This window comes from Spirosoma foliorum (genome assembly GCF_014117325.1).
GTDB lineage: Bacteria > Bacteroidota > Bacteroidia > Cytophagales > Spirosomataceae > Spirosoma > Spirosoma foliorum.
Map to the genome: position 1 here is coordinate 4,319,564 of NZ_CP059732.1, position 22,893 is coordinate 4,342,456.

General features: G+C 45.5%; 17 protein-coding genes and 1 CRISPR repeat array (1 of these 18 running past the window's edge). Of the genes, 9 read left to right on the plus strand and 8 right to left on the minus strand.

Annotation, left to right across the window (positions count from 1 at the left end; genetic code table 11):
- Positions 1-68 precede the first annotated feature (68 nt).
- Positions 69-287, plus strand: coding sequence for a copper chaperone (locus H3H32_RS18370; protein WP_182464106.1), 219 nt, complete (start codon positions 69-71; stop codon positions 285-287).
- A 39-nt stretch (positions 288-326) separates the two neighbouring features.
- On the opposite strand, the gene H3H32_RS18375 is transcribed toward H3H32_RS18370, so the two are convergent.
- On the minus strand, positions 327-551 hold the full coding sequence (locus tag H3H32_RS18375; RefSeq protein ID WP_182464107.1) for a hypothetical protein: 225 nt from the start codon (positions 549-551) through the stop codon (positions 327-329).
- Positions 552-667: 116 nt separating this feature from the next.
- Between H3H32_RS18375 and H3H32_RS18380 the strand changes: the two genes are divergently transcribed.
- From H3H32_RS18380 to H3H32_RS18390, 3 genes are all read left to right on the plus strand, one after another.
- Positions 668-1,153, plus strand: a complete 486-nt coding sequence (locus H3H32_RS18380; protein ID WP_182464108.1) for a DUF305 domain-containing protein — start codon at positions 668-670, stop codon at positions 1,151-1,153.
- Positions 1,154-1,999: 846 nt separating this feature from the next.
- Complete coding sequence (locus H3H32_RS18385; protein WP_182464109.1) at positions 2,000-2,335, plus strand: hypothetical protein; 336 nt, start codon at positions 2,000-2,002, stop codon at positions 2,333-2,335.
- Positions 2,336-2,415: 80 nt separating this feature from the next.
- Positions 2,416-2,856, plus strand: a complete 441-nt coding sequence (locus tag H3H32_RS18390; RefSeq protein ID WP_182464110.1) for a response regulator — start codon at positions 2,416-2,418, stop codon at positions 2,854-2,856.
- 15 nt (positions 2,857-2,871) lie between these two features.
- On the opposite strand, the gene H3H32_RS18395 is transcribed toward H3H32_RS18390, so the two are convergent.
- From H3H32_RS18395 to H3H32_RS18415, 4 genes are all read right to left on the minus strand, one after another.
- On the minus strand, positions 2,872-3,120 hold the full coding sequence (locus H3H32_RS18395) for a hypothetical protein (protein ID WP_182464111.1): 249 nt from the start codon (positions 3,118-3,120) through the stop codon (positions 2,872-2,874).
- A 270-nt stretch (positions 3,121-3,390) separates the two neighbouring features.
- The gene (locus tag H3H32_RS38275) at positions 3,391-3,669 is read right to left on the minus strand and encodes a sigma factor-like helix-turn-helix DNA-binding protein (protein WP_374191845.1); all 279 of its coding nucleotides are present in this window, start codon (positions 3,667-3,669) and stop codon (positions 3,391-3,393) included.
- A 16-nt stretch (positions 3,670-3,685) separates the two neighbouring features.
- Positions 3,686-3,820, minus strand: coding sequence for a sigma factor (locus H3H32_RS38280; protein ID WP_182464113.1), 135 nt, complete (start codon positions 3,818-3,820; stop codon positions 3,686-3,688).
- 3 nt (positions 3,821-3,823) lie between these two features.
- Entirely contained in the window at positions 3,824-4,009 is a 186-nt protein-coding gene (locus H3H32_RS18415) for a hypothetical protein (protein ID WP_182464114.1), read from the minus strand.
- A gap of 738 nt (positions 4,010-4,747) precedes the next feature.
- Here H3H32_RS18415 and H3H32_RS18420 point away from each other — a divergent pair.
- The 3 genes from H3H32_RS18420 to H3H32_RS18430 all read left to right on the plus strand — a co-directional run bounded on the left by H3H32_RS18420 (position 4,748) and on the right by H3H32_RS18430 (position 9,273).
- Positions 4,748-7,339: a response regulator gene (locus H3H32_RS18420; RefSeq protein ID WP_240543809.1), complete on the plus strand. Its 2,592-nt coding sequence runs from the start codon at positions 4,748-4,750 to the stop codon at positions 7,337-7,339.
- A 391-nt stretch (positions 7,340-7,730) separates the two neighbouring features.
- Entirely contained in the window at positions 7,731-8,327 is a 597-nt protein-coding gene (locus H3H32_RS18425) for a DUF6088 family protein (RefSeq protein WP_220472662.1), read from the plus strand.
- Positions 8,317-9,273 carry a nucleotidyl transferase AbiEii/AbiGii toxin family protein gene (locus H3H32_RS18430; protein ID WP_182464115.1) on the plus strand — a complete coding sequence of 319 codons (957 nt, stop codon included), beginning with the start codon at positions 8,317-8,319 and terminating at the stop codon, positions 9,271-9,273. The genes H3H32_RS18425 and H3H32_RS18430 overlap by 11 nt, the downstream gene beginning before the upstream one ends.
- 22 nt (positions 9,274-9,295) lie before the next feature.
- On the opposite strand, the gene H3H32_RS18435 is transcribed toward H3H32_RS18430, so the two are convergent.
- The 3 genes from H3H32_RS18435 to H3H32_RS18445 all read right to left on the minus strand — a co-directional run bounded on the left by H3H32_RS18435 (position 9,296) and on the right by H3H32_RS18445 (position 11,982).
- Positions 9,296-9,751 (minus strand): hypothetical protein, encoded by a 456-nt coding sequence (locus tag H3H32_RS18435; RefSeq protein WP_240543832.1) that lies wholly within the window; start codon positions 9,749-9,751, stop codon positions 9,296-9,298.
- A gap of 85 nt (positions 9,752-9,836) precedes the next feature.
- On the minus strand, positions 9,837-11,174 hold the full coding sequence (locus H3H32_RS18440) for a radical SAM/SPASM domain-containing protein (protein WP_182464117.1): 1,338 nt from the start codon (positions 11,172-11,174) through the stop codon (positions 9,837-9,839).
- Complete coding sequence (locus tag H3H32_RS18445; RefSeq protein WP_182464118.1) at positions 11,131-11,982, minus strand: recombinase family protein; 852 nt, start codon at positions 11,980-11,982, stop codon at positions 11,131-11,133. The genes H3H32_RS18440 and H3H32_RS18445 overlap by 44 nt, the downstream gene beginning before the upstream one ends.
- Before the next feature lie 234 nt (positions 11,983-12,216).
- On the opposite strand from H3H32_RS18445, the gene H3H32_RS18450 reads away from it, so the two are divergent.
- Together H3H32_RS18450 and H3H32_RS18455 are read left to right on the plus strand one after the other, a co-directional pair.
- Entirely contained in the window at positions 12,217-12,783 is a 567-nt protein-coding gene (locus tag H3H32_RS18450; RefSeq protein WP_182464119.1) for a hypothetical protein, read from the plus strand.
- Positions 12,784-12,852: 69 nt separating this feature from the next.
- Positions 12,853-13,326, plus strand: a complete 474-nt coding sequence (locus tag H3H32_RS18455; RefSeq protein ID WP_182464120.1) for a hypothetical protein — start codon at positions 12,853-12,855, stop codon at positions 13,324-13,326.
- A gap of 25 nt (positions 13,327-13,351) precedes the next feature.
- A CRISPR array of direct repeats spans positions 13,352-22,893; the repeat unit is 29 nt; unit sequence CTTTCAATACCCGAAGGTGCGATTGATAC; it runs 2,196 nt beyond the window's last position.

Consider the following 22,893-nt stretch of genomic DNA (forward strand, 5'->3'; position numbering starts at 1 on the left):
TTTAGAATAGCCATTTCTGGGAAAGTTCCGGCTTCATTTGGTTATACCCAAAACTAATAAGTCTCGCTATGGAAACGCTCAACTTTAAGACCAACATTCAAACTAGTGACGATGTGGCGGCTGTCACTCAGCCCATCAATGATTTTGAACAGGTGGATGGCTGGAACTTAGATACCACCGCTCCGGATCATCTACTAACGGTTCAGACCACCGATACCCGCATCGCGGACCAGCTGCAAGAGGCTATCCGGCAAGCGGGTTTTCAGGCCACTCTGGTAAAACGATAAGAGCCTAAAGGACGGCTGAACCGCATTGGGTTCGCTTAACTAGCCAGCCATCTGCAAAGCGTAGCTGTCTCCTTCTCGACCAGCCTGACCAAGATAGACTTGGCTGTAGATCTCATGCGCGCCGGTCTTTACCAGTCCACCCGGCTGGCGGACTCCGCCGTGGCCGTGGAGCTTAGGCTTGACCACCGGTAAACTGGGTAGCCTACAGCCAACGGGGAGTAGGCTACTCGTGCGCCTTCGCTCACTAACAGAATTATTGGCCAAGCGTACAATATTCCGGAAAACGCCTTGTCTGCTTACCCAACGGAATCGACAAATTCGTTACTAGCTAGTCGTAGGGATGAAGCCCTACGCAACATGCATTGCTAACTATCTTTTCCATGAATTCAAATCCAACCCGTCAGCAGCCGATGGCCAAAGGCAATTACACCAATTTTTTTTTAATGCTTGGGGTCTCCTTCGTGGTGATGCACCTGACCATGTACTTCAACACTGAAAAAGCGGACCATCTCTATTTGAGCACCAACCGGCTTTACATGACTACCCTGATGATCAGCAGTATGGCCCTGATCATGCTCGGGTTTATGCGTTCGATGTATCCAAATAAGCGTATCAACCAACTGATCGTGGCTGGGAGCGTGGGAGTGTCTATGGCCGCCTTGATCTGCGTTCGCCAGCAGGCTTTCATTGACGACAAGCTCTTTATGCACTCGATGATTCCTCATCATTCGATTGCCATCCTAGTCAGTAAGCGGGCCGATCTAAAAGACCCGGAAGTCAAAAAGCTAGCTAAGGACATCATTGCGGCTCAAGAGCGGGAGATTGCCCAAATGAAGCGGATTCTGAAACGAATCGAGAATCAGTAAGCTTGCTTGTTTACAAACGGACAATGGGAGATAAGCAGTCAATGGTTTTCAGAAATAGTGGATGATTAACTCACTCCGGCAACAGCCACTATTGTCCTGGCCGTTAGTGAAAAACTAAAGGATCAAGTCCTATGCAGAGGTCATTCAGCGATGAGAAAGGCTAGCTCCAAAACGAAGCAAGTCAGCTTTTTGTGAGAATGAGGCAAACAGTCTTTGTCTGGCAATAGGCTAACTATTTTTGAGACTTTACGTTCCAAAGTGCGCCTTGAATTCTTCACCAACGTGTTGCTTCGATTAGTTGTCCATCACAAACGAATGACGTTATTGATGGAAATAAGATCTGTTATTAAACAATACATATTAAACTCCTCTTTAAACTGTATCACTTTTGTTCCACGCTTTGCAACCAAATAGGCCATTTGAAATCTTAGTGGATGATGATGAACCCCCTATTTGTTATTTGTTGATCAGAATTGCCAGCAAGCTATTCCCGAAAGCGACATTCATCAATACCCGATCCGCCCGGAAACCTTTGAGCTGCTGGATCAGCAATTAGGCAGACAACTCCAATTGGTTTTATTAGCTAGTGATTTGTACCAGGTAGTTGATGGATTAGACGTGTTACCTCAACTACAAAATCGATTTTAAGGCCAAGTCTCTATTGTAATGGTGACGACTTCTGACGCTTCAGCTGATCGCCAAACGGCTACGGACCGAAGAGCAGTAGCTTTACTCAAAAACCCGATGAGTGGAAAGATTATGTGTTGACCCTGAGACCCAATTGGGACAGGGTCATTAAAGCGTAATGAGCCAACCAAAAGGGCGGCATTTAGATCTACATTACCAATGACTCAAACTAAATTTGAACAAAACTGCCTATTAATCGGTCAGTTGGAATTTGTGGATACAGTGAGCATACCTACTAATGTGCCCCTGGTATTTGTCGAGTTATCACCTCGTTTAGTGTCTCTTGTGCCAATGAATTTAGCTTACCTCTGGTTTAACTTAAATTCATTCACCGTGGCTCATGTGATGGATCGTTATGAACGTCATCTACAAAATTTAAAAAAACATGGATTCAATGAGGCCTACCAAGTAGGTAACGAGTTGTTTGATAAGGCTAAGCCACAGGTTAGTATCTTACTTTTATGTAAGCATACTGATGGATTAAACGGTGATTAAAGTAATCAGAATATAACAATTTGTTGTATTTTAGCATAATATCACAAGCATACTTTTTAATTATTATCCGCCCTAATCAAATGAAGACGACGTTTAATATACTGATCGTTGACGACGATGAAGATGATCAGTATTTGATACAAGCCGCCTTTGAAAAGGATTCCGCTCGTTATAATCTGCAATTTGCGGCTGATGGGACCGATGTATTAGAAAAAATTGATGCTCATCAGTTCTTGCCTGATTTGGTCTTATTGGATTTAAATATGCCTCGAATGCATGGCTTCGAGGTATTAAAACATCTGAAGGATTCCCCAGTTTATCGGCATGTCCCTGTCGTGATTTTGACTACATCCGATAATGAGAATGATATTAATCAAGCTTATCAATTAGGGGCCAATACATTTCTAACCAAACCGCTTAATCATCAGGCTTTAGTGGATTTAGCTGAACAGGTTCGTTTATATTGGTTTACGCTGGCCAAGACCCCAACACGCCAGATGAATTTCAAACCAGATAATTAAACGACTATAGATCGATCAGGCTAATATCAGTTCCCATTCCTGGCGGAGTTTTTCTAAAGGCTTTTTTAGGGGTCTTCCGTCGAAAGCGTCAATCGGTAACAGAGTGTGTTGCCCATCATCAATCAATTCAATGTGAATCAGTTGCCAGCCCTTGTTGGGCAACATCGTTAAGGCTTCAAAACACATTTCTATGTTAGGGGCTCCATAAGCCAAACTCCGATACTCACCTGTTGGGCTGATTGCTAGAAAGATTACCATCATCATTGATTTAATCGATGTTTAATGGCTAACTAGCAGGTATGGTTTGTAGAGTGATTTTGTTGGATAAACCTATGCAACGGGCCAGATCGGTTACTTAATCAGGGCTAACCGCTGATCTTCATCGTTTAGTGATCCCTACTCTAATGAGGAAAGAGCCGGAGCCCATACGAAAAGTAGTAATTGGCGATTTACCAATGAAGACAAGGTTCTAACGATTTTACCAATCCCAGAGAGCTACTAAAAGACGGGCCTGTTTTCTTCCTGGATCACGTTTCAAGCAATTACATGATAGTGATGAATGTTTTGCTTGATTTGCTGTCTTAACAGTTGTAAAGCCATCCGATAGCGTGTTTTGACCGTACCTAACGGCAAACAGAGTTGATTCGCGATTTCTTGTTTTGTGTAATCTCCGTAAAACGTCAGTTCAACTATGCGCCGATATTTTAGCTCTAGCTGAATAAGCATGAATTGATCCAATGGGCCATCCAAAAAACTAAGGTAGCATGATTGATCGTTGTGTTGGGCCAAGTACTCCTTGGCTGACCGGCGCACCTTTTGCTTTCTCAACTCATCTAATGCAATATTCGACGGTTAACAACCAGGTAAACAGACGGCCCTGCCGAGCATCATAGCTATCAATCGTTGACCCGATTTTGATAAAGACATCCTGAAGTAAATCTTCTGCTCGTGGCTGATCTTTCATCAATCACAAAAGCGTCCCTAACAGGACAGGTGAATAGGCGTCGTATAAAGTAGAAAATGCTGTTGGTGATTTAGCCTTGAGCGCTTGAACCAACTCGATTTCCGCTTGTAGGCAACCCTTCTCCAGATGAATGTAAAACGTCAGCAGCACAACCAGTTTCTCCCAATAAACGCATAGAAACCAGTGCATGGTGAATTGGATTCCTCGATTTGTTCAAATGTGTCAACCATACGGCTATCCAGAAGTAGGCTGGCCCTTTTGATTACAAATTTCAGCCCCAAATAAATACCTCTCAGCTCTAAGCGGCAGAACTCGTGTCCCCACCGACGGGGTAAGATACCAGGCAAGACAACTTCCGTTGCGATCAACGTTTTGATGTATTCTTCCAGTAGATAGATGTTTTTTGACTGCGACATTGCAATACTATTCACCGAGAAACATCTTGCCAATATGCCGTTTAACCCTGAAGCTTTTGATGATTTAACCTTTAGGGATTATTCGTTGAAACGGCTTCACGAGGAATGAAAAAGCTTTATAAGTAGATAATCCGACATAAATTCCGTCAAATAAATCCTACCTGAAGGATCAGGCAAGTTCCTGGGTGGAAATCTGGCCCGGTCGCATCTGTCCACTTTTTGTTGACGACCTATAGTCGATACGACTCTACTTCACTTCGTTGACTCTTAAAACGTAATTGAGGGTATATACTCAATAGGTGAATTGAAATTAATTGTTTTTGTTTATAATTCCGATACATATATAAATTTAAAATATCTAAAAAGTTTCTTATTAGATATAATGGTAACTTTTGGAAAGCATACATTATATTGGGTTTAAATTCAATAAAGAGTTTATTGTTACACGCTTCAAACTGGCAAGACTTATTACGCCACGTTGAGTTATATCCATTTGCACACCTGTCTTGATATGAATCAGAACCGACGTATCTCCTTTATGGTAGCTCTAGGTTTGCTCATTACTATACTAATTGGTCTTAATGCTCGCCAGACCATCTATCGATTAATTGGGGTGAATAATTGGGTAGTGCATACCTATCAGGTACTCAATAAAACCCAGCGGATGCTCGCTCTGCTAACCACCATGGATAATGATTTACGCGGGTATTTACTAAGCAATAATCTCTATTTCAAAGCAGACTTTGAGAAGAATAGTCGTGAAATGAGCCAGCTGCTTAAACGCGTTCAGTCGTTGACAAGCGATAACCCCATTCAAACCAAACGGCTTCAATCTCTGAATGCACTTTTCCACACCAAGCTGGTTCGCAGTCATTCTTTATTTAAAACCGGCGTTATTAAACAAGGAAAGGCTCACCTGGATTCAATCGACTATTTTTTAACTATCAGTAGCCAGTTCTATCAGGTACTCAAAGCCACAGAGAGTTACGAAAATGTATTACTTGAAACCCGGGTTGCTCAGAGTGAACGATCCGCTTCTTATGCCACGCTCAGTAACCTGGTGGGGGCTATTGCGGCTTTAGTGATGATCTTGTGGGCTATTTATGTCCTGTACCAATCCTTACAAAAAAGCAATCGACTGAATCAAAAACTGGCCGAAAGCGAACAACAAACTAAAAAATTGCTTGACGCGGTACCCGTTTCGGTGGTCATTGTTCAGCAGGATGGCCAGTTCTATTATGCCAATCAGGCAGCCAGGAAGTTAATGAATAATGGCAGGGAGACTGGTGAGGATACAGTTATGATCGCTCCTGGTGAACTTTTTCGATTTCCTGACGGGGAGCCTTACCCGCTTGAGCAAAGACCGACTTACCGGGCTTTACAGGGGGAAGCTACCCAGGTGGATGATCTGGAACTTCGGGTGAACGGGAACGTGATTCAACTGCTAAGTACGGCTTCCCCCGTCTATGACATCGAAGGCAACTTACGATATGTCATTACATCGAGCATCGACATTAGTGAGCGTGTCAAATCGCAAAAGCATTTACAGGAAGCCAAAAAGCTAGCGGAAAAAGCGGCCAAGATCAAAGAGGATTTTTTAGCCAATATGAGTCATGAAATTCGGACACCCCTGAATGCGATGCTTGGTTTTTCTGAGTTACTGGAGGGCACCGTTCTGAATCAGGACCAGCAGGAATTTATCGGCCTGATCCGAACGGCGGGAAAGAATCTGTTGACCATTGTTAATGACATTCTGGATATATCCAAGCTGGAAGCCGGCATGATCAAGTTGGAATCAATTCCCTTCAGCATTCCCATGCTTACGGGCTCAATCTGGTCAATGTGTCAAGCTTCCGCTACCGACAAGGGTTTACAATTGATTGTCAAAGCCGATCCAGAACTGCCACCTGTATTACTGGGTGATCCAACCCGGTTAACCCAAATTTTACTGAACCTGCTTAACAATGCCATCAAGTTTACCAAACAAGGGAGCGTCACCTTGCACGTTGAACTAGGAAGACAGGCAAGTACTGAATCTGTACGGGCCCGGTTTATAGTACAGGATACTGGTATTGGCATTGCCCCGACGGTCTTACCAACTATTTTTGATCGCTTTCAACAAGCGGAAGATTTTACGACTCGCTACTATGGGGGAACAGGGCTTGGTCTCAGTATCGTCAAAGCACTGGTTGAACTACAGGGCGGTTCAGTGGCGGTAACCAGTACCCCCGGTGAAGGTTCCCAGTTTATCGTCGAGATACCTTACCTAATTGCCAAAGAACAAATGAGTGTCAATCCGCAGCCGGTTTCGACAACTACACCTATTGGCGAAAATGTACGTGTTCTAGTGGTCGAGGATAATTTGATGAATCAAAAACTAGCCCTTCAGGTGCTCAAGCGATTAGGGTATGAGGCACAGGTTGCCGGAGACGGTCAACAAGCACTAGACTTACTGAAGGAAAACACAGTTGATATCATCTTGATGGATCTACAGATGCCGGTTATGGATGGCTACGAGACGACTCGCCAGATTCGATCAAGGCTGAACAGTGCCGTGCCAATCATTGCGATGACTGCCCACGCCCTGCCCAGTGAACAAGAAGAATGCCTTAAAGTAGGTATGAATGATTTTCTGCCCAAGCCCTTTCAACTTCATGAGCTCCAGACTTTACTGCGTAACTATCTATTTACTAAGGTTCCGATCAGCACTACTTCTTCTGGATACAAACCCACCTCCCTATCCAACACGAACTTCTCTGTTGAGCCGCTTCTACAAGCGGTAGGCAATGATCGAAAGTTAGCCCTTGATTTATTGGAGATTTATTTAGAGGAGACTCCACCAACTATTGACCAACTTCAGCTGGCGCTCCATGAGCAGGATATAGCTGAAATAAAGCGAATTATTCACACCCAGCAAGTGCATACAAAAATGCTCGGCCTGAGCGAAGCGACTCGCTTAATTCTGGCGACGGAAGCTCAGGTTAGAACAGAGAAAGGTATGATGAGTATCACTCCGCTGGTTGAAGACTATATCAAAGAAGTGAATGCGGTACTCCCCCAAATTCGCCAGTATGTACAAACAGCTGGCCATGCTGCTGATTAGCCATCTAACCTGTGGAAGCCCAATGCTGGAAGTAGGACACTTAGGCCGCCCGTTTTGGTATTAATTTGGAAGTTTCGGAGTCATTGAGCACCGAATTTCGGGATGTAGGGCTAAGTCATTTCGCTCCTAATTGACCAGCCTATTCTACTGATTATCTAATGATTGTGTTCCTCTGATAAAAAGCCTATTGATGGTCAATTTGCCAAGTAATCATCTAATGAATGGCACCTAAACTTCCATCATCTTCTAGATAGCATTTTCCTACATGGTTTTCTGTAACCAAAGTACTGTTAATCAATAATTTTAACTGAATTTTTGCATGAATTTTGAATTAATATTCTTGCATTTACGTTTCCTCTGAGCTATAATTACAACATAATCAGAGGTCATCATGAAAATAGACGAACTCAAAAGCCACCTCAAAAAGGGTGAAGTCTATCGGAGAGTCGATTTGGCCAAATGGTCAAAGTCGATTGATCGTCATTTAGATCAGCTTGTTGCCGACGGAACGCTACAAAAACTAGCCCCAGGAATGTATTACGTGCCGAAAGAAACCGTTTTTGGACAAACACCACCCAACGAAGAAATCCTGGTGCGTCGGTTTTTAAATGATGACCGTTTCCTGTTAACCTCTCCCAACAGCTATAATAGCTTGGGAGTCGGGACCACACAGCTTTATAATAAACGGATTGTCTACAACCATAAGCGTCATGGCGAGTTCAAACTCGGCAATCGAAACTTTTCGTTCCGTAAAAAACCGCACTTCCCTAAAAAAGCCACCCAGGAGTTTCTATTAGTGGACCTACTCAATAATCTGAACACACTGGCCGAGGATCAAAATCATGTGTTAAAAAACGTATTTACAAAGGCCTTAACAATGGATACCAACAAGCTGAAACAAGCGGTTTCAGAATACGGCCATGTGAAAACCAAGAAATTATTGGAACCCTTTATCCAAACTGGCGAACAATCCCACTATGCCCACTAGTTATCTGCACGAACGCAGGGATTTTCTAGATTTACTGCGTATCCTTGAAGAGGAAACAGGTATTCAAGCCGGTTTGATCGAAAAGGATTATTGGATCATGCATGCCCTGTATGGGCTAAAAAAACAGCAATTCGACTTCGAGTTAAAAGGTGGAACATCCCTGTCGAAAGGCTATAAGATCATCGACCGTTTTTCCGAAGATATTGACATCCATATCCAAGCTCCGGCTGCACTTGGGGTTAATGAAAACCCGAAGAACACCAAAAAACAGGCTGTAGAAGGCCGAAAAGCATTTTACGACTGGCTGGCCGCGACCATAAAAATAGAGGGCATTCTATCCGCCGAACGAGATACCAATTTTGATGACACAGAACATTATCGCAGTGGCGGTATACGATTAATATACAAAAGCCAAACCGAAACGATTGACGGCGTTAAAGAGGGGATATTGCTCGAAGCTGGATTTGACACCGTTCGTCCCAATCAAGCTCTAACGATTTCATCTTGGGCATTCGACAAAGCGATTGCGAATCCCAAAATCAGTATCATCGACAATCGAGCCGCAGATATCCTTTGTTATCACCCTGGCTACACGTTCGTCGAAAAACTGCAAACTATTGCGACGAAGTTTCGCCAGGAGCAGCAGGGCGGAGAAGTTCGTGTTAATTTTATGAGGCAATATTATGACGTTGCCCAATTATTAGACAATGAACAAGTCCTCGCCTTTATTGGCACTGACGCCTACGAGCAACACAAACAAGCCAGATTTCCGAAAGCAGACTTGGCTGTTCCAATAGCCGAAAACGAGGCTTTTTTATTGAATGATCCTGCCATCAGAGCAACGTTTAAAAGTCGCTATGAAGGCACATCATCACTCTATTATAATGGCCAGCCAGCGTTTTTAGCTATTCTGGCCAAAATTCAGGGTTATCTACACAAGCTGTAATTCTATGCTGATTACAGCTTTGCTATTTATTGGCATACCTTAGAAACCACTGAAAATCACGCTCAAGAGTCGTTTTGTTATCATAGATGTCACGGAACTCCACTTTTAAGGTGATCGGTGCCAGTTGCTCACGGGCATGTTCAATGGCCGCATCATCTTCATACTCATCAAAGCGTGTTTCAAAAATCGTTAGCGATGAATTCGGCAGCACAACCCGCGTAACTGAGTCATTGGTTGGAGCAAACAGATAAGATTTGGGTGCAAGAGTAAGGCATTCTTCCAAATCGGCATGGACCACTCCATTCTTACTACAACTTAGCTTGTCGATGATTAAAGGCCCTAATCCGTTATTGCGCAAATGGACAGCAAGTGTCTTTCGTTGGTCCTCCAATACAATCTGTCCCAGCGGCTTGAGCGACTTTTCATTATGAATCCGTTGCAGATACAATTGATAAAACGTGGCCAGCAATGCTAGCACTGAAATCAAAATTGCCAAGTTGGCCTCCCATGATGCAAACGCTTATGATGCAGAAAGCACCTTTTTACAAAAAGGTGCTTTCTAGTTAGACTATCATTCTATAATCCTGCAATAATTTCAATCGCTCTCGTGCCTGTAATTCATAAATCAGGGGAATAAAGCGGTGGTACAAGCTGCATTGTGGGTCTTTACCATTTACCCGATACACCGGACAGCCACTGGTGCAAACTGACCGGTAACGACAGGACTGGCAATCTTGGGACTTCATATCTTCATAATGGTTGCCCTGCTGGATCATATCCACCAAATCCATATCCGTGTCGAAGAGGCTGTAGGAAAGCTGAGTGGCATCGCCAAAATGGACATGGCAATAATTGACCGTGCCATCCACATAGATCGCTCCACCCGAAAAACCCGATGCGCAGGTTTGAAAGCCTAACTCACTCGGCTTGAGATCGCAGAATTGATGACGGTGAGAAAAACGCCAGCCCTGCCCGATAGCCACTTTCATCAACCTATAGGATTCTGAGAGGTATTTGTCCAGCAATTCTGAGTCAATGGCTTCACCTTTGACAATCGAATAACGAAACGGAACGTCCAGGTCGATTAAGTAACGCGTTAGACGCGGCAATCCCGTCAGGTTGTTGTTGGTCACCACCGTATTGGTCGATACCGGAATGTGATGATCCAGCAACGTTCTTAGATTCCGATCAATGATGTTAAAACTCCCTGCGCCCGATTTGAACGTGCGAGTGCTGTCATGATCCACATCTAATCCATCCAGCGAAATCCCGTAGCTGATACCGTGTTCCTTTGAGAAGGCCATTATCTCGTCGGTTAAAATGGTCAGGTTGGTAATAAACGAACACTCCAACTGACAACCAATGTTCTGCAAGGTTCTTTTGGCCTGTGGAATAAAGGTTTTCCAAGCTTTGAACTGGCTGAGGGGCTCTCCTCCGGCCAAGCGCAATTTGATAGACTTGAGATCCCGTTTGTGAACCGTCTCCACCATCTTGTTCAACAACTGTTGACGGGTCGTATCCGACATGCCCGACGTGGTATTGAGCGTTGAGATGTAACAGTAGCTACAAGTCAGATTGCACCGATTGGTGGTGTGAATCCAGAAGTTGAGCGACTTAGGGCTATGTGGTTTTCGGGGTGTACTAAACTGCTGGTCAAACCGGATAATTTCGGTTCGAGCCAACAGGCTTAAAAACTCCTCAACCACATCAGCTGCAATACCGAATTTCTCGCTCAGGGCTGCTACCGAGGTTTGATTGTCAATAACCGCTAGAATGTCAGATTGCACCCGACTGAGAATCCGTAGCGAATTCGGGTAAGCACAGTTGACGGCAAAGGCATGTTGATCGTCAATAGCTCTAAGCAGCAGTTGTGGCGACTTGATCGGTACGAATGTCTTCATCGTCTGCGGTTGAAGAATAGCTGATACAATCGCAATTGGCATTGGCGGAAGATACCTTTAAGACCCTTTCGCCAAATGCTGCTTCCAGCAGTGAGCGATCATCAAAGAGAATGTTATTTTCATTCGATGCAATCATTACAGGTCGTGTTTTCATTGTTGTTGGTTGTTTTGGTTTTAATCGTTTCTGTAATTCACAAATCGTACTGGGGTGCCATTGGCTATCCCCCCGAAACGTCGGGATGCCTTGATTGTTGAGTGCCTGGGCCATGGCTCGTACGGTAGTGATGCCCAGTTTCTTCAAGGATTTGAGTACTGGTAAAAGCTGGTGGGCAAAGTCATCAGCCGCTTTTTTATTCCGCTTGGCCTGTATTTTCCCCTGTTTACCCAAAATAACTCCTCGTTTTCGAGCCGCTGCCAGAGCCGCTTTAGTGGTTTCACTAATGCGCTGTCGTTGCTCTTCATCCACAGCGGCTATAATATGAATGGTAAACCGGTTGGCGTGTGGATTATCGGTTACCACAATGTCCACATCCGATTTAACCAGTCGCGCAATTTTCTCAACATCACGTCCTAGCCGATCCAATCGGGCGACCATGAGTGTGGCTTTGTTGAATCGACACCGCTCCATAGCCTCAAAAAGGCCATTCTGTTGTTTGCGCGTTGATTTCACTTCAACCACCTCATCGACAAGCTCATACCCATTGAGCCGACAATAACTGGCCACGGCTACCTGTTGCGCTTCGAGCCCTAATCCACTTCGCCCTTGTCGGCGAGTGGAAACGCGGTAGTAAGCAATCGCCTGTTTCATAGCGGGTTAACCGTGATCTTGTTCCGATGTAAACGATGGATTACCTTTGAACAGATTAGGATAAAAAATCGATTAGTTTTGTAGAAAGAGGCCCTGTTTCACAGGGATTTAGTGATGAAGAAAGATTGAAAAAGAGGCAGTGGTGTACGGGGGTTAACGATCGTTTACTGCCGAACAAATTTTTGAAAAGAAAATGGTAAAGCTGCTTCGTTATGCCGCATAACTTGTAAGCCTATGGACTTTAAATTTGATAAGGCCTATCCCGGTGAATACGCTTATTTAGAAGATTTTATCGCTCGGGCGAATGATCAGCTCAAGAAAATGGATAAGGTCATTTTCCACGTATCGGATACGATGAAGGAAGTCCCTTTTTCCTCGTCACGGACGGCGGAAGATCTTGAACGAAATGATAGACGAACCCGTGTTATTTCGTATTTGGAAGATAAACGAGCGGCTTATCGGCGGGAAGTCTTAGAGACGGTCTCTCAAGAGACGACCGGTACTGATCCAAAGGTTGCACACTGGGTCCGCCAAAGCTGCTCATTTGGACTAGACGGATTTGATGAACAAACCCGACGTCATCATAGCCAAGACATTGACCTCCCGACGGAGAAGCTGCACAAGCTGTTTTCTGAAATCCCGTCAATTCGTCAAGAAGAGCCAATAGAGCAAAAGCGAGTGCCATCTGGAGACGAGATCACCGAAAGCTTAGGGAGGGCAGACGAAATCGCTAGACTGGTGGAGGAGACTAAAAAACGCCGACAAGCTAGCCAACATAGGCGTGGTGGTCATCGACGGTAAAGTCCACAATGCCCATGATGTTTTATTACTGCAGAAGATTAAAGAGCTGATTTTTAGCATTATATACTTATGACATACAGCGATCTGTTAGCCCAGCAAGACAAGGAGCTTGAACGGCTTAATCAGGAGTATTATGCAGACCAAGCCACAATCAGACGACTACAAAACGATCATTACGATAAAAGCCGATTTGATGGGCAGCTAGATCGGCTCAAAGTCCTCCACGAAAAGAAAGTCAAAGACGTACAAACCCGTTTTGCTCAGGAGCAGCTGGAGTATTTAGGAGAGCCAACACCGCCGGAGCCATCGCCCGATATTTCTCAAAGTCAAGACAAGGCGGCTGACATGATAAAGGCTTACCGACAACAACAAACCTCAACCCAAACCGGGGATCAACAAGGCACGGGCGGAGGTCAAGAAGTTAAACGATCTCAGCCTATGAAAGGCCAGCCTGTCGATGAAGATGAAGTCAAAAGGCTAGCTCAACAGACTCGTGAAAAACGGGAGCAAAAGCAACAACATAGGCGTGGATTCAGACGATAATAAAGCATCATTATTTCTAGTAGTATTCTCCATACCCGAAGGTGCGATTGATACCCCATTCAACAAAAGGCGACTGGGCAAGTGTTTCGCGCCTTTCAACACCCGAAGGTGCGATTGATACTCGCCTAAAAGGCTTTTAAATTGAAAATAAATGTCCTTCTTTCAATACCCGAAGGTGCGATTGATACACCCGGCGACTAGTTAAGCCGCAACCGATTGACAACACTTTCAATACCCGAAGGTGCGATTGATACTCGAGCCAAGATACTGATTAACAGGCGGGGGATTGTTCTTTCAATACCTGAAGGTGCGATTGATACGCAATGAACGAGCGTCCTTGTGCTCCTGCGTGTTTCCTTTCAATACCCGAAGGTGCGATTGATACTTTCCCCAACCTGTTTACCAAACGCAGTCGCTGCGTCTTTCAATACCCGAAGGTGCGATTGATACCTCTTTCTTATTCAATCAGGTGAAAACACTCATATTCTTTCAATACCCGAAGGTGCGATTGATACAATTGCTCCAGATGAGCAGCCAGTCGTAGTTCTGTAATCTTTCAATACCCGAAGGTGCGATTGATACTTTCAACCCAACGCTGACCAAAAACGCGAACCTGACTTTCAATACCCGAAGGTGCGATTGATACCCGCAGTCAAAGACAATTACAAAGCGCCAACCGATCCTTTCAATACCCGAAGGTGCGATTGATACCCAACACCTGGGAAACCGAAGAGGTTGACCATCTGATCTTTCAATACCCGAAGGTGCGATTGATACTTGCGCCGGGGTTGAAATCCATTGCAAACGAGAACGTCTTTCAATACCCGAAGGTGCGATTGATACGAAATCTGCGAAAGAGCGTCCTTTAGATCGCTAACAGCTTTCAATACCCGAAGGTGCGATTGATACTGCCTGTATCCGCACGAAGACGAGCAATACGACAAGACTTTCAATACCCGAAGGTGCGATTGATACGAGTCCTAATATCTGGGCTTTCTGCGAGGGATCTTTTTCTTTCAATACCCGAAGGTGCGATTGATACCGGAGGGGGCCAGCAACCACATTGGCCTAAGCCTACTTCTTTCAATACCCGAAGGTGCGATTGATACCCACTGGCGCCCTCACGTTGCAGCAGGTATTGCAGAACTTTCAATACCCGAAGGTGCGATTGATACGGCCGGCCGAAATCAGTCATGACCAGTGGCGAAGCTACTTTCAATACCCGAAGGTGCGATTGATACCGGCGCAACCTACGAGGCCACTATTCCTTACTCAGCTTTCAATACCCGAAGGTGCGATTGATACGCAACGATGCTTATTGATGGATAAGCCGGAGCCAACTTTCAATACCCGAAGGTGCGATTGATACTTCGGGCAAAGGTGTTCAGACTCCGTATGGCACCCACTTTCAATACCCGAAGGTGCGATTGATACCACCCGCCAAAAGTGGAAACGAGCAACCGGTGGAATCTTTCAATACCCGAAGGTGCGATTGATACCACGCAAAGCGGATTTCTTTACCGTGACTCTCTTGGCTTTCAATACCCGAAGGTGCGATTGATACGCTTTTGTTGATGATTGAGGAAATCGGCTGACTTACTTTCAATACCCGAAGGTGCGATTGATACAGGAGGGTGTGTTCAATATCAACGGTGAAGATCCAATCTTTCAATACCCGAAGGTGCGATTGATACTAGATACCTGTTCCTCCGCAGGCGTAGCACTTTTTACCTTTCAATACCCGAAGGTGCGATTGATACTAGAGTTACACCTTTTTTCTGTTGGTTCTTCTCCCTTTCAATACCCGAAGGTGCGATTGATACCTAGCGCCATCATAATAGTGAGTCTTGAGCTTATAGCCCTTTCAATACCCGAAGGTGCGATTGATACGTCGGTAGAGGTAACTTTAGTAGGCTTTTAGCCTAACTTTCAATACCCGAAGGTGCGATTGATACGTGTGCTTTCAGTCGAATAATCAAACTTCTGATTATGCTTTCAATACCCGAAGGTGCGATTGATACATTTTCTTTTGTTTGGAAGCCGCTGCGCGCACCGATCTTTCAATACCCGAAGGTGCGATTGATACTGGGCGGTACCTGCGCTGAGGATCGGGCGGCTTTTACTTTCAATACCCGAAGGTGCGATTGATACGAAGGGAAGCGTGTTGCAGGCCATACTGGATCATACCCTTTCAATACCCGAAGGTGCGATTGATACGCCAGCATTAAGGTCCTGCCACGTCTTATCACCTCTTTCAATACCCGAAGGTGCGATTGATACAACTGCCTTTAACGTTCCATGAACAGCCCGATAAGAACTTTCAATACCCGAAGGTGCGATTGATACATGACATAGTCTACCGCCATGTCACCCGAGTAGGTCAGCTTTCAATACCCGAAGGTGCGATTGATACGGCGGAATTGGCGATTCAAAAGGAAGCCAGTAAGCAACTTTCAATACCCGAAGGTGCGATTGATACTGCCTCTTGCTCGACACGGATGAGCCAGCCCTTTAGCTCTTTCAATACCCGAAGGTGCGATTGATACTTTTACGCTCTGGTTTTCTGAAATGCTCCGAATCGACGCTTTCAATACCCGAAGGTGCGATTGATACGTTCACGTGAAGAAGTGCGAACCTCAAACAACACACCTTTCAATACCCGAAGGTGCGATTGATACATCAATATTAGCTGTCGTAGTCAGCGTGCAGGTATCCTTTCAATACCCGAAGGTGCGATTGATACCCAACATTTCGTCTAACAGCGATTACCTGTACAACACTTTCAATACCCGAAGGTGCGATTGATACAGCCCTGGCGAATCTGGCCAAGCAGGATCTGTCGACTTTCAATACCCGAAGGTGCGATTGATACAGCCATAATACGTTCCAGAAGACCAGGCAACGCCATCTTTCAATACCCGAAGGTGCGATTGATACTACCCATGTAGTAGTAGTGCTTGAGGTCCAACCCTTCTTTCAATACCCGAAGGTGCGATTGATACGCACCAGCATCGGCGCGTTGGCGATAACGACGACAACTTTCAATACCCGAAGGTGCGATTGATACCGTTAGGCTTGCACCTGAATTATCATCCCGCGTAACTTTCAATACCCGAAGGTGCGATTGATACTATTCACCCGACCACCATACCCTAATTTCGTCCAGATCTTTCAATACCCGAAGGTGCGATTGATACGCTACGTTTTACAGTATCGAGTCCGAGCGATTCGTAGCTTTCAATACCCGAAGGTGCGATTGATACACCTGTGCCTTCGTGTAGGTTTTCCCTTTGATCTTAACTTTCAATACCCGAAGGTGCGATTGATACATACAACAACTCAAAACTCGACTTGAATTGAGCTACTTTCAATACCCGAAGGTGCGATTGATACTGATCGTTTGCCGCCCGGAAGAAAATCAGTTGAAAACCTTTCAATACCCGAAGGTGCGATTGATACTAATACTATCCGTTGCGCCCGGATAATACTTGAAGGACTTTCAATACCCGAAGGTGCGATTGATACTTGTATTGATCGCGTAATACAGCACGCGCAGGGCAATCTTTCAATACCCGAAGGTGCGATTGATACCCCGCGTAGATTCCTCGGAATGAAGTAATGTATATCCTTTCAATACCCGAAGGTGCGATTGATACAAGAAGGAGGAAGACTTGAAAGCTGCCCAAAAGAAAGCTTTCAATACCCGAAGGTGCGATTGATACAAGCGTGACACGGCCGCTTACATAGCTCTGGAGAAACCTTTCAATACCCGAAGGTGCGATTGATACGGTAACGCCAGTAACGTAGCATCCCGGATATTGAGTCCTTTCAATACCCGAAGGTGCGATTGATACTTGCCCCTGGATCGCTTGGTATCTGTGATTACGACCTCTTTCAATACCCGAAGGTGCGATTGATACATTACATTAAGCTTATTCAGGCTTATTGGGCGAAGCATCTTTCAATACCCGAAGGTGCGATTGATACCTACGAGTACCTCGGCCTAAAGGGCTATTCCAAAACTTTCAATACCCGAAGGTGCGATTGATACGGCTATTTTGCGACTAATGAGTTGAAGTAGTTCATCGCTTTCAATACCCGAAGGTGCGATTGATACCTACGAAAAAACTGGCAGCGGGTACAGATGGGGGTATACTTTCAATACCCGAAGGTGCGATTGATACTACGCATCTGAAACCGCCTTATAATCAGTGATTAAAGCTTTCAATACCCGAAGGTGCGATTGATACAACTAAGCATGAAAACCGTACCAGTTGCTTTTAAACTTTCAATACCCGAAGGTGCGATTGATACTTCGTAAGCCGCTCGGTTGGAGCCTTGGTGGGATAACCTTTCAATACCCGAAGGTGCGATTGATACATGCAACCAATTGGCCCCCCATCAAATACGATATACCTTTCAATACCCGAAGGTGCGATTGATACCCTTTGGCCTGAAGCACTTCACGCAGTGATAGCCTACCTTTCAATACCCGAAGGTGCGATTGATACGCAACGATGCTTATTGATGGATAAGCCGGAGCCAACTTTCAATACCCGAAGGTGCGATTGATACTTCGGGCAAAGGTGTTCAGACTCCGTATGGCACCCACTTTCAATACCCGAAGGTGCGATTGATACCACCCGCCAAAAGTGGAAACGAGCAACCGGTGGAATCTTTCAATACCCGAAGGTGCGATTGATACCACGCAAAGCGGATTTCTTTACCGTGACTCTCTTGGCTTTCAATACCCGAAGGTGCGATTGATACGCTTTTGTTGATGATTGAGGAAATCGGCTGACTTACTTTCAATACCCGAAGGTGCGATTGATACAGGAGGGTGTGTTCAATATCAACGGTGAAGATCCAATCTTTCAATACCCGAAGGTGCGATTGATACTAGATACCTGTTCCTCCGCAGGCGTAGCACTTTTTACCTTTCAATACCCGAAGGTGCGATTGATACTAGAGTTACACCTTTTTTCTGTTGGTTCTTCTCCCTTTCAATACCCGAAGGTGCGATTGATACATGGCTGGGTTCCAATCGGAAGGGAAAGGGGGCGGCCCTTTCAATACCCGAAGGTGCGATTGATACCGATGGGCAAAAACAGCATTGATGTCAATATCAAAGCTTTCAATACCCGAAGGTGCGATTGATACCTGGGTAGAAGATCACGCGATGAGCATGTACCTGCATTCTTTCAATACCCGAAGGTGCGATTGATACAGAACGGGCCGGTGGCAGATACAATGCCCTTTCTTAACTTTCAATACCCGAAGGTGCGATTGATACCTGGTCCATGCCGATACGGCAACTGCCTTTGGCAAAGGCTTTCAATACCCGAAGGTGCGATTGATACGTGCCCGGAGTCATACCGGTTTGGCCTTTCGGAATGGACACCTTTCAATACCCGAAGGTGCGATTGATACCGTGTATAGTGCCCTGCACAATCCCCGAACGACACTGACTTTCAATACCCGAAGGTGCGATTGATACAAGAATGCCGCGAATGGCAATCGGCTGTCGTTGATTCCTTTCAATACCCGAAGGTGCGATTGATACAAAAAGGAGGCACCCTACCCCCTGCCCCCGTCCCTCTTTCAATACCCGAAGGTGCGATTGATACGAGATTAAGTTCAGCCGGGGGTGGAGATGCTGTAAAACCTTTCAATACCCGAAGGTGCGATTGATACTGGAGCCAAAGGGCTGGCGAATGTGCTGGCAACGTTTACTTTCAATACCCGAAGGTGCGATTGATACTATTCCGGCCATTCCTTCATAAAGTCTTTGAAATCATCTTTCAATACCCGAAGGTGCGATTGATACCTCAAAGCGTGGTCTTATTCTGAACATCAACCGCCTTTCAATACCCGAAGGTGCGATTGATACCGATCAAAAAGGAAATCTATGCGCTGATGGATGAACTTTCAATACCCGAAGGTGCGATTGATACTCCTGTCGTCCTTGGTGTAACCTGCCTTCAGCCAACTTTCAATACCCGAAGGTGCGATTGATACAATGGCCGCACGCTGAATCCTGAGTGGACAGAAGCAGACTTTCAATACCCGAAGGTGCGATTGATACCGCTACGTGATCGGTATTGACCCCGACAAGGATAAGTCCTTTCAATACCCGAAGGTGCGATTGATACGAGCGGGTAACGCGCCAAAGATACCCCCGTTAAAAAACTTTCAATACCCGAAGGTGCGATTGATACCAACCCGGAAAGACGGGTGCCTGGGGAGGTCTTTCAACTTTCAATACCCGAAGGTGCGATTGATACTTTGACGGCCAGCATCGTGATAAACTTGGCGGTCGTACCTTTCAATACCCGAAGGTGCGATTGATACACTTAGTTGTAGAACTTAAGTGATCCAGCCTACTCCCTTTCAATACCCGAAGGTGCGATTGATACGTGGGTTCTGACCTGGATGAAGTCGCGAAAACCTTCACTTTCAATACCCGAAGGTGCGATTGATACGCTCCTTTCAGCGCCCAGCCTACGTAAGAAACCCACTTTCAATACCCGAAGGTGCGATTGATACCTCGCGTTGATCGTGTTCATGTTGCCACCGCTTTTCACTTTCAATACCCGAAGGTGCGATTGATACCAGCGCAATTCGATTACAGGTCGTAATGGTTTGGGCCTTTCAATACCCGAAGGTGCGATTGATACGCGTGTATGCACAGCGAAACTGGCGCAAATCACCCTTTCAATACCCGAAGGTGCGATTGATACTTAAAGGCCAATACTTCGCCGTGGGGTCGTGGTAATCTTTCAATACCCGAAGGTGCGATTGATACACCATTCGGGCGTCTGGGAGGTAAGTGCCCAGAATTCCTTTCAATACCCGAAGGTGCGATTGATACGCGATTGAAGGCTGGATTAAGCGAACCTTTGAAAAATACTTTCAATACCCGAAGGTGCGATTGATACGGTTCCGTCCCAATTCAGCGGCAAGGCACATACGAACTTTCAATACCCGAAGGTGCGATTGATACTTTTTCTGTATTGGCAGTGGCCAGCGCAGTAGTTAACCTTTCAATACCCGAAGGTGCGATTGATACACCCCGCCGACTGCGTGAATGATTTTATTCAGCACCTTTCAATACCCGAAGGTGCGATTGATACCATTCAGGCCCTTATCAATCGGTACCCGGACTACTTCGCTTTCAATACCCGAAGGTGCGATTGATACCATTATCCTGCCCGATGCGTCGGAGGTTGTAGCTCCTTTCAATACCCGAAGGTGCGATTGATACTACCTGGATCACTCCGGGTAGGGCCTTTTTGCATTTTACTTTCAATACCCGAAGGTGCGATTGATACTTCTGGTATGGGATAATTTTGATGAGGATATTAATACCTTTCAATACCCGAAGGTGCGATTGATACACCGGCTCAGCGAGTTACAATGCGACGGGTTATATCCCTTTCAATACCCGAAGGTGCGATTGATACGTATCGACATCGAAACTGGCAGATGCCTCTGTGACACCTTTCAATACCCGAAGGTGCGATTGATACATCTTGGGGCTTGGTTTCCTATACTATCTCGACACAACTTTCAATACCCGAAGGTGCGATTGATACTGGGCGGCTGTCGTACCGTGTGGGTTCGAAGTATTGCCTTTCAATACCCGAAGGTGCGATTGATACACCAGGCTTTCGGTTTGCGAAAGGGCGTTGATTTTTCTTTCAATACCCGAAGGTGCGATTGATACAGTATCCATTCTGTATGGGGGGGATACGCCTACCAGCTTTCAATACCCGAAGGTGCGATTGATACCTATATGGAGTCAATGGGGTTTATCGGTATCGTCTACTTTCAATACCCGAAGGTGCGATTGATACAGGACTCAAGATGCCTAAAAGCCTGATGATCGAGGTTCTTTCAATACCCGAAGGTGCGATTGATACATAGTACAATTAAAGGGCGATAAATAGGATATTTCACTTTCAATACCCGAAGGTGCGATTGATACTACTGGCGACCCCCAACAGGAGCTGAGTTATGCAACTTTCAATACCCGAAGGTGCGATTGATACTTAACACCCGACCATGTTCAGCTCGTGCAGGGCCACCTTTCAATACCCGAAGGTGCGATTGATACCGATACGCCCCTGGATATCTGTTTCGACGTGCAAACTTTCAATACCCGAAGGTGCGATTGATACGAGAGCAACGAATTGCAAGACCCCAATGCCTGGTATCTTTCAATACCCGAAGGTGCGATTGATACTCGACGACAACTACCGATCCTGGCTCGCAGACCACCACTTTCAATACCCGAAGGTGCGATTGATACCTCCATTTGGCTGACTCGGCTGTGTGCGTCCAGCCACTTTCAATACCCGAAGGTGCGATTGATACTCGATGTACTTACCATCCTTCATCGCGTCCGTCACCTTTCAATACCCGAAGGTGCGATTGATACTATCCAACGACCCGCTTTTTCGTGGACGTTTGGAACCCTTTCAATACCCGAAGGTGCGATTGATACCGTTGCACCCGAAGTCCTGGTAAACGTCAACCCCTGCTTTCAATACCCGAAGGTGCGATTGATACCCAATTCCAGCCTCTTTATGCAGGCTCCACGTGTCTTCTTTCAATACCCGAAGGTGCGATTGATACCTCCATGGCTACCTGTTCAGCAAGGGCATAGAACTCTTTCAATACCCGAAGGTGCGATTGATACGAACGGGTGTAAAGGTCACTTGGACGGTGGCACCATCTTTCAATACCCGAAGGTGCGATTGATACATTGTCAATGGCTTGCGTTAATGATTCGTTGTGGAGACTTTCAATACCCGAAGGTGCGATTGATACGGTTTTCCAACACCAAACACGGGCATTGTTGTTTCGCCTTTCAATACCCGAAGGTGCGATTGATACAATAGATTTTTGGCTATAGGCATTCATTTGAGTTAACTTTCAATACCCGAAGGTGCGATTGATACGCGTGATTTATGAAAGCATCCTTAATGACCTTGTTATCTTTCAATACCCGAAGGTGCGATTGATACAAGTGTTATTTCAGGAAGTGCAGTAACCTATTACAACTTTCAATACCCGAAGGTGCGATTGATACACGATTCAGGACCTAGAAGCGTGGAGCAAATACCTCAACTTTCAATACCCGAAGGTGCGATTGATACCGTAAAGCCCTCAACCGTTAGTACGTTTGCTTCCTGCCTTTCAATACCCGAAGGTGCGATTGATACCGTGGAATGGTGCAGCTTGGGTCGAAGGAATTAACGCTTTCAATACCCGAAGGTGCGATTGATACCGATAGTTAATAAACTTGGTATCCCTGTTTTTCCAGTCTTTCAATACCCGAAGGTGCGATTGATACCTGTACTGGAGCCTAACAAGATCGATCTGTTACCCACTTTCAATACCCGAAGGTGCGATTGATACCCATCAGCGTCGGTGCGGTTGCTGTTGATGGTGGACCTTTCAATACCCGAAGGTGCGATTGATACGCGGTAGGGCCAAGTTTCATGCAGAATTGCATACCCTTTCAATACCCGAAGGTGCGATTGATACATTGGGAAGAAGCCT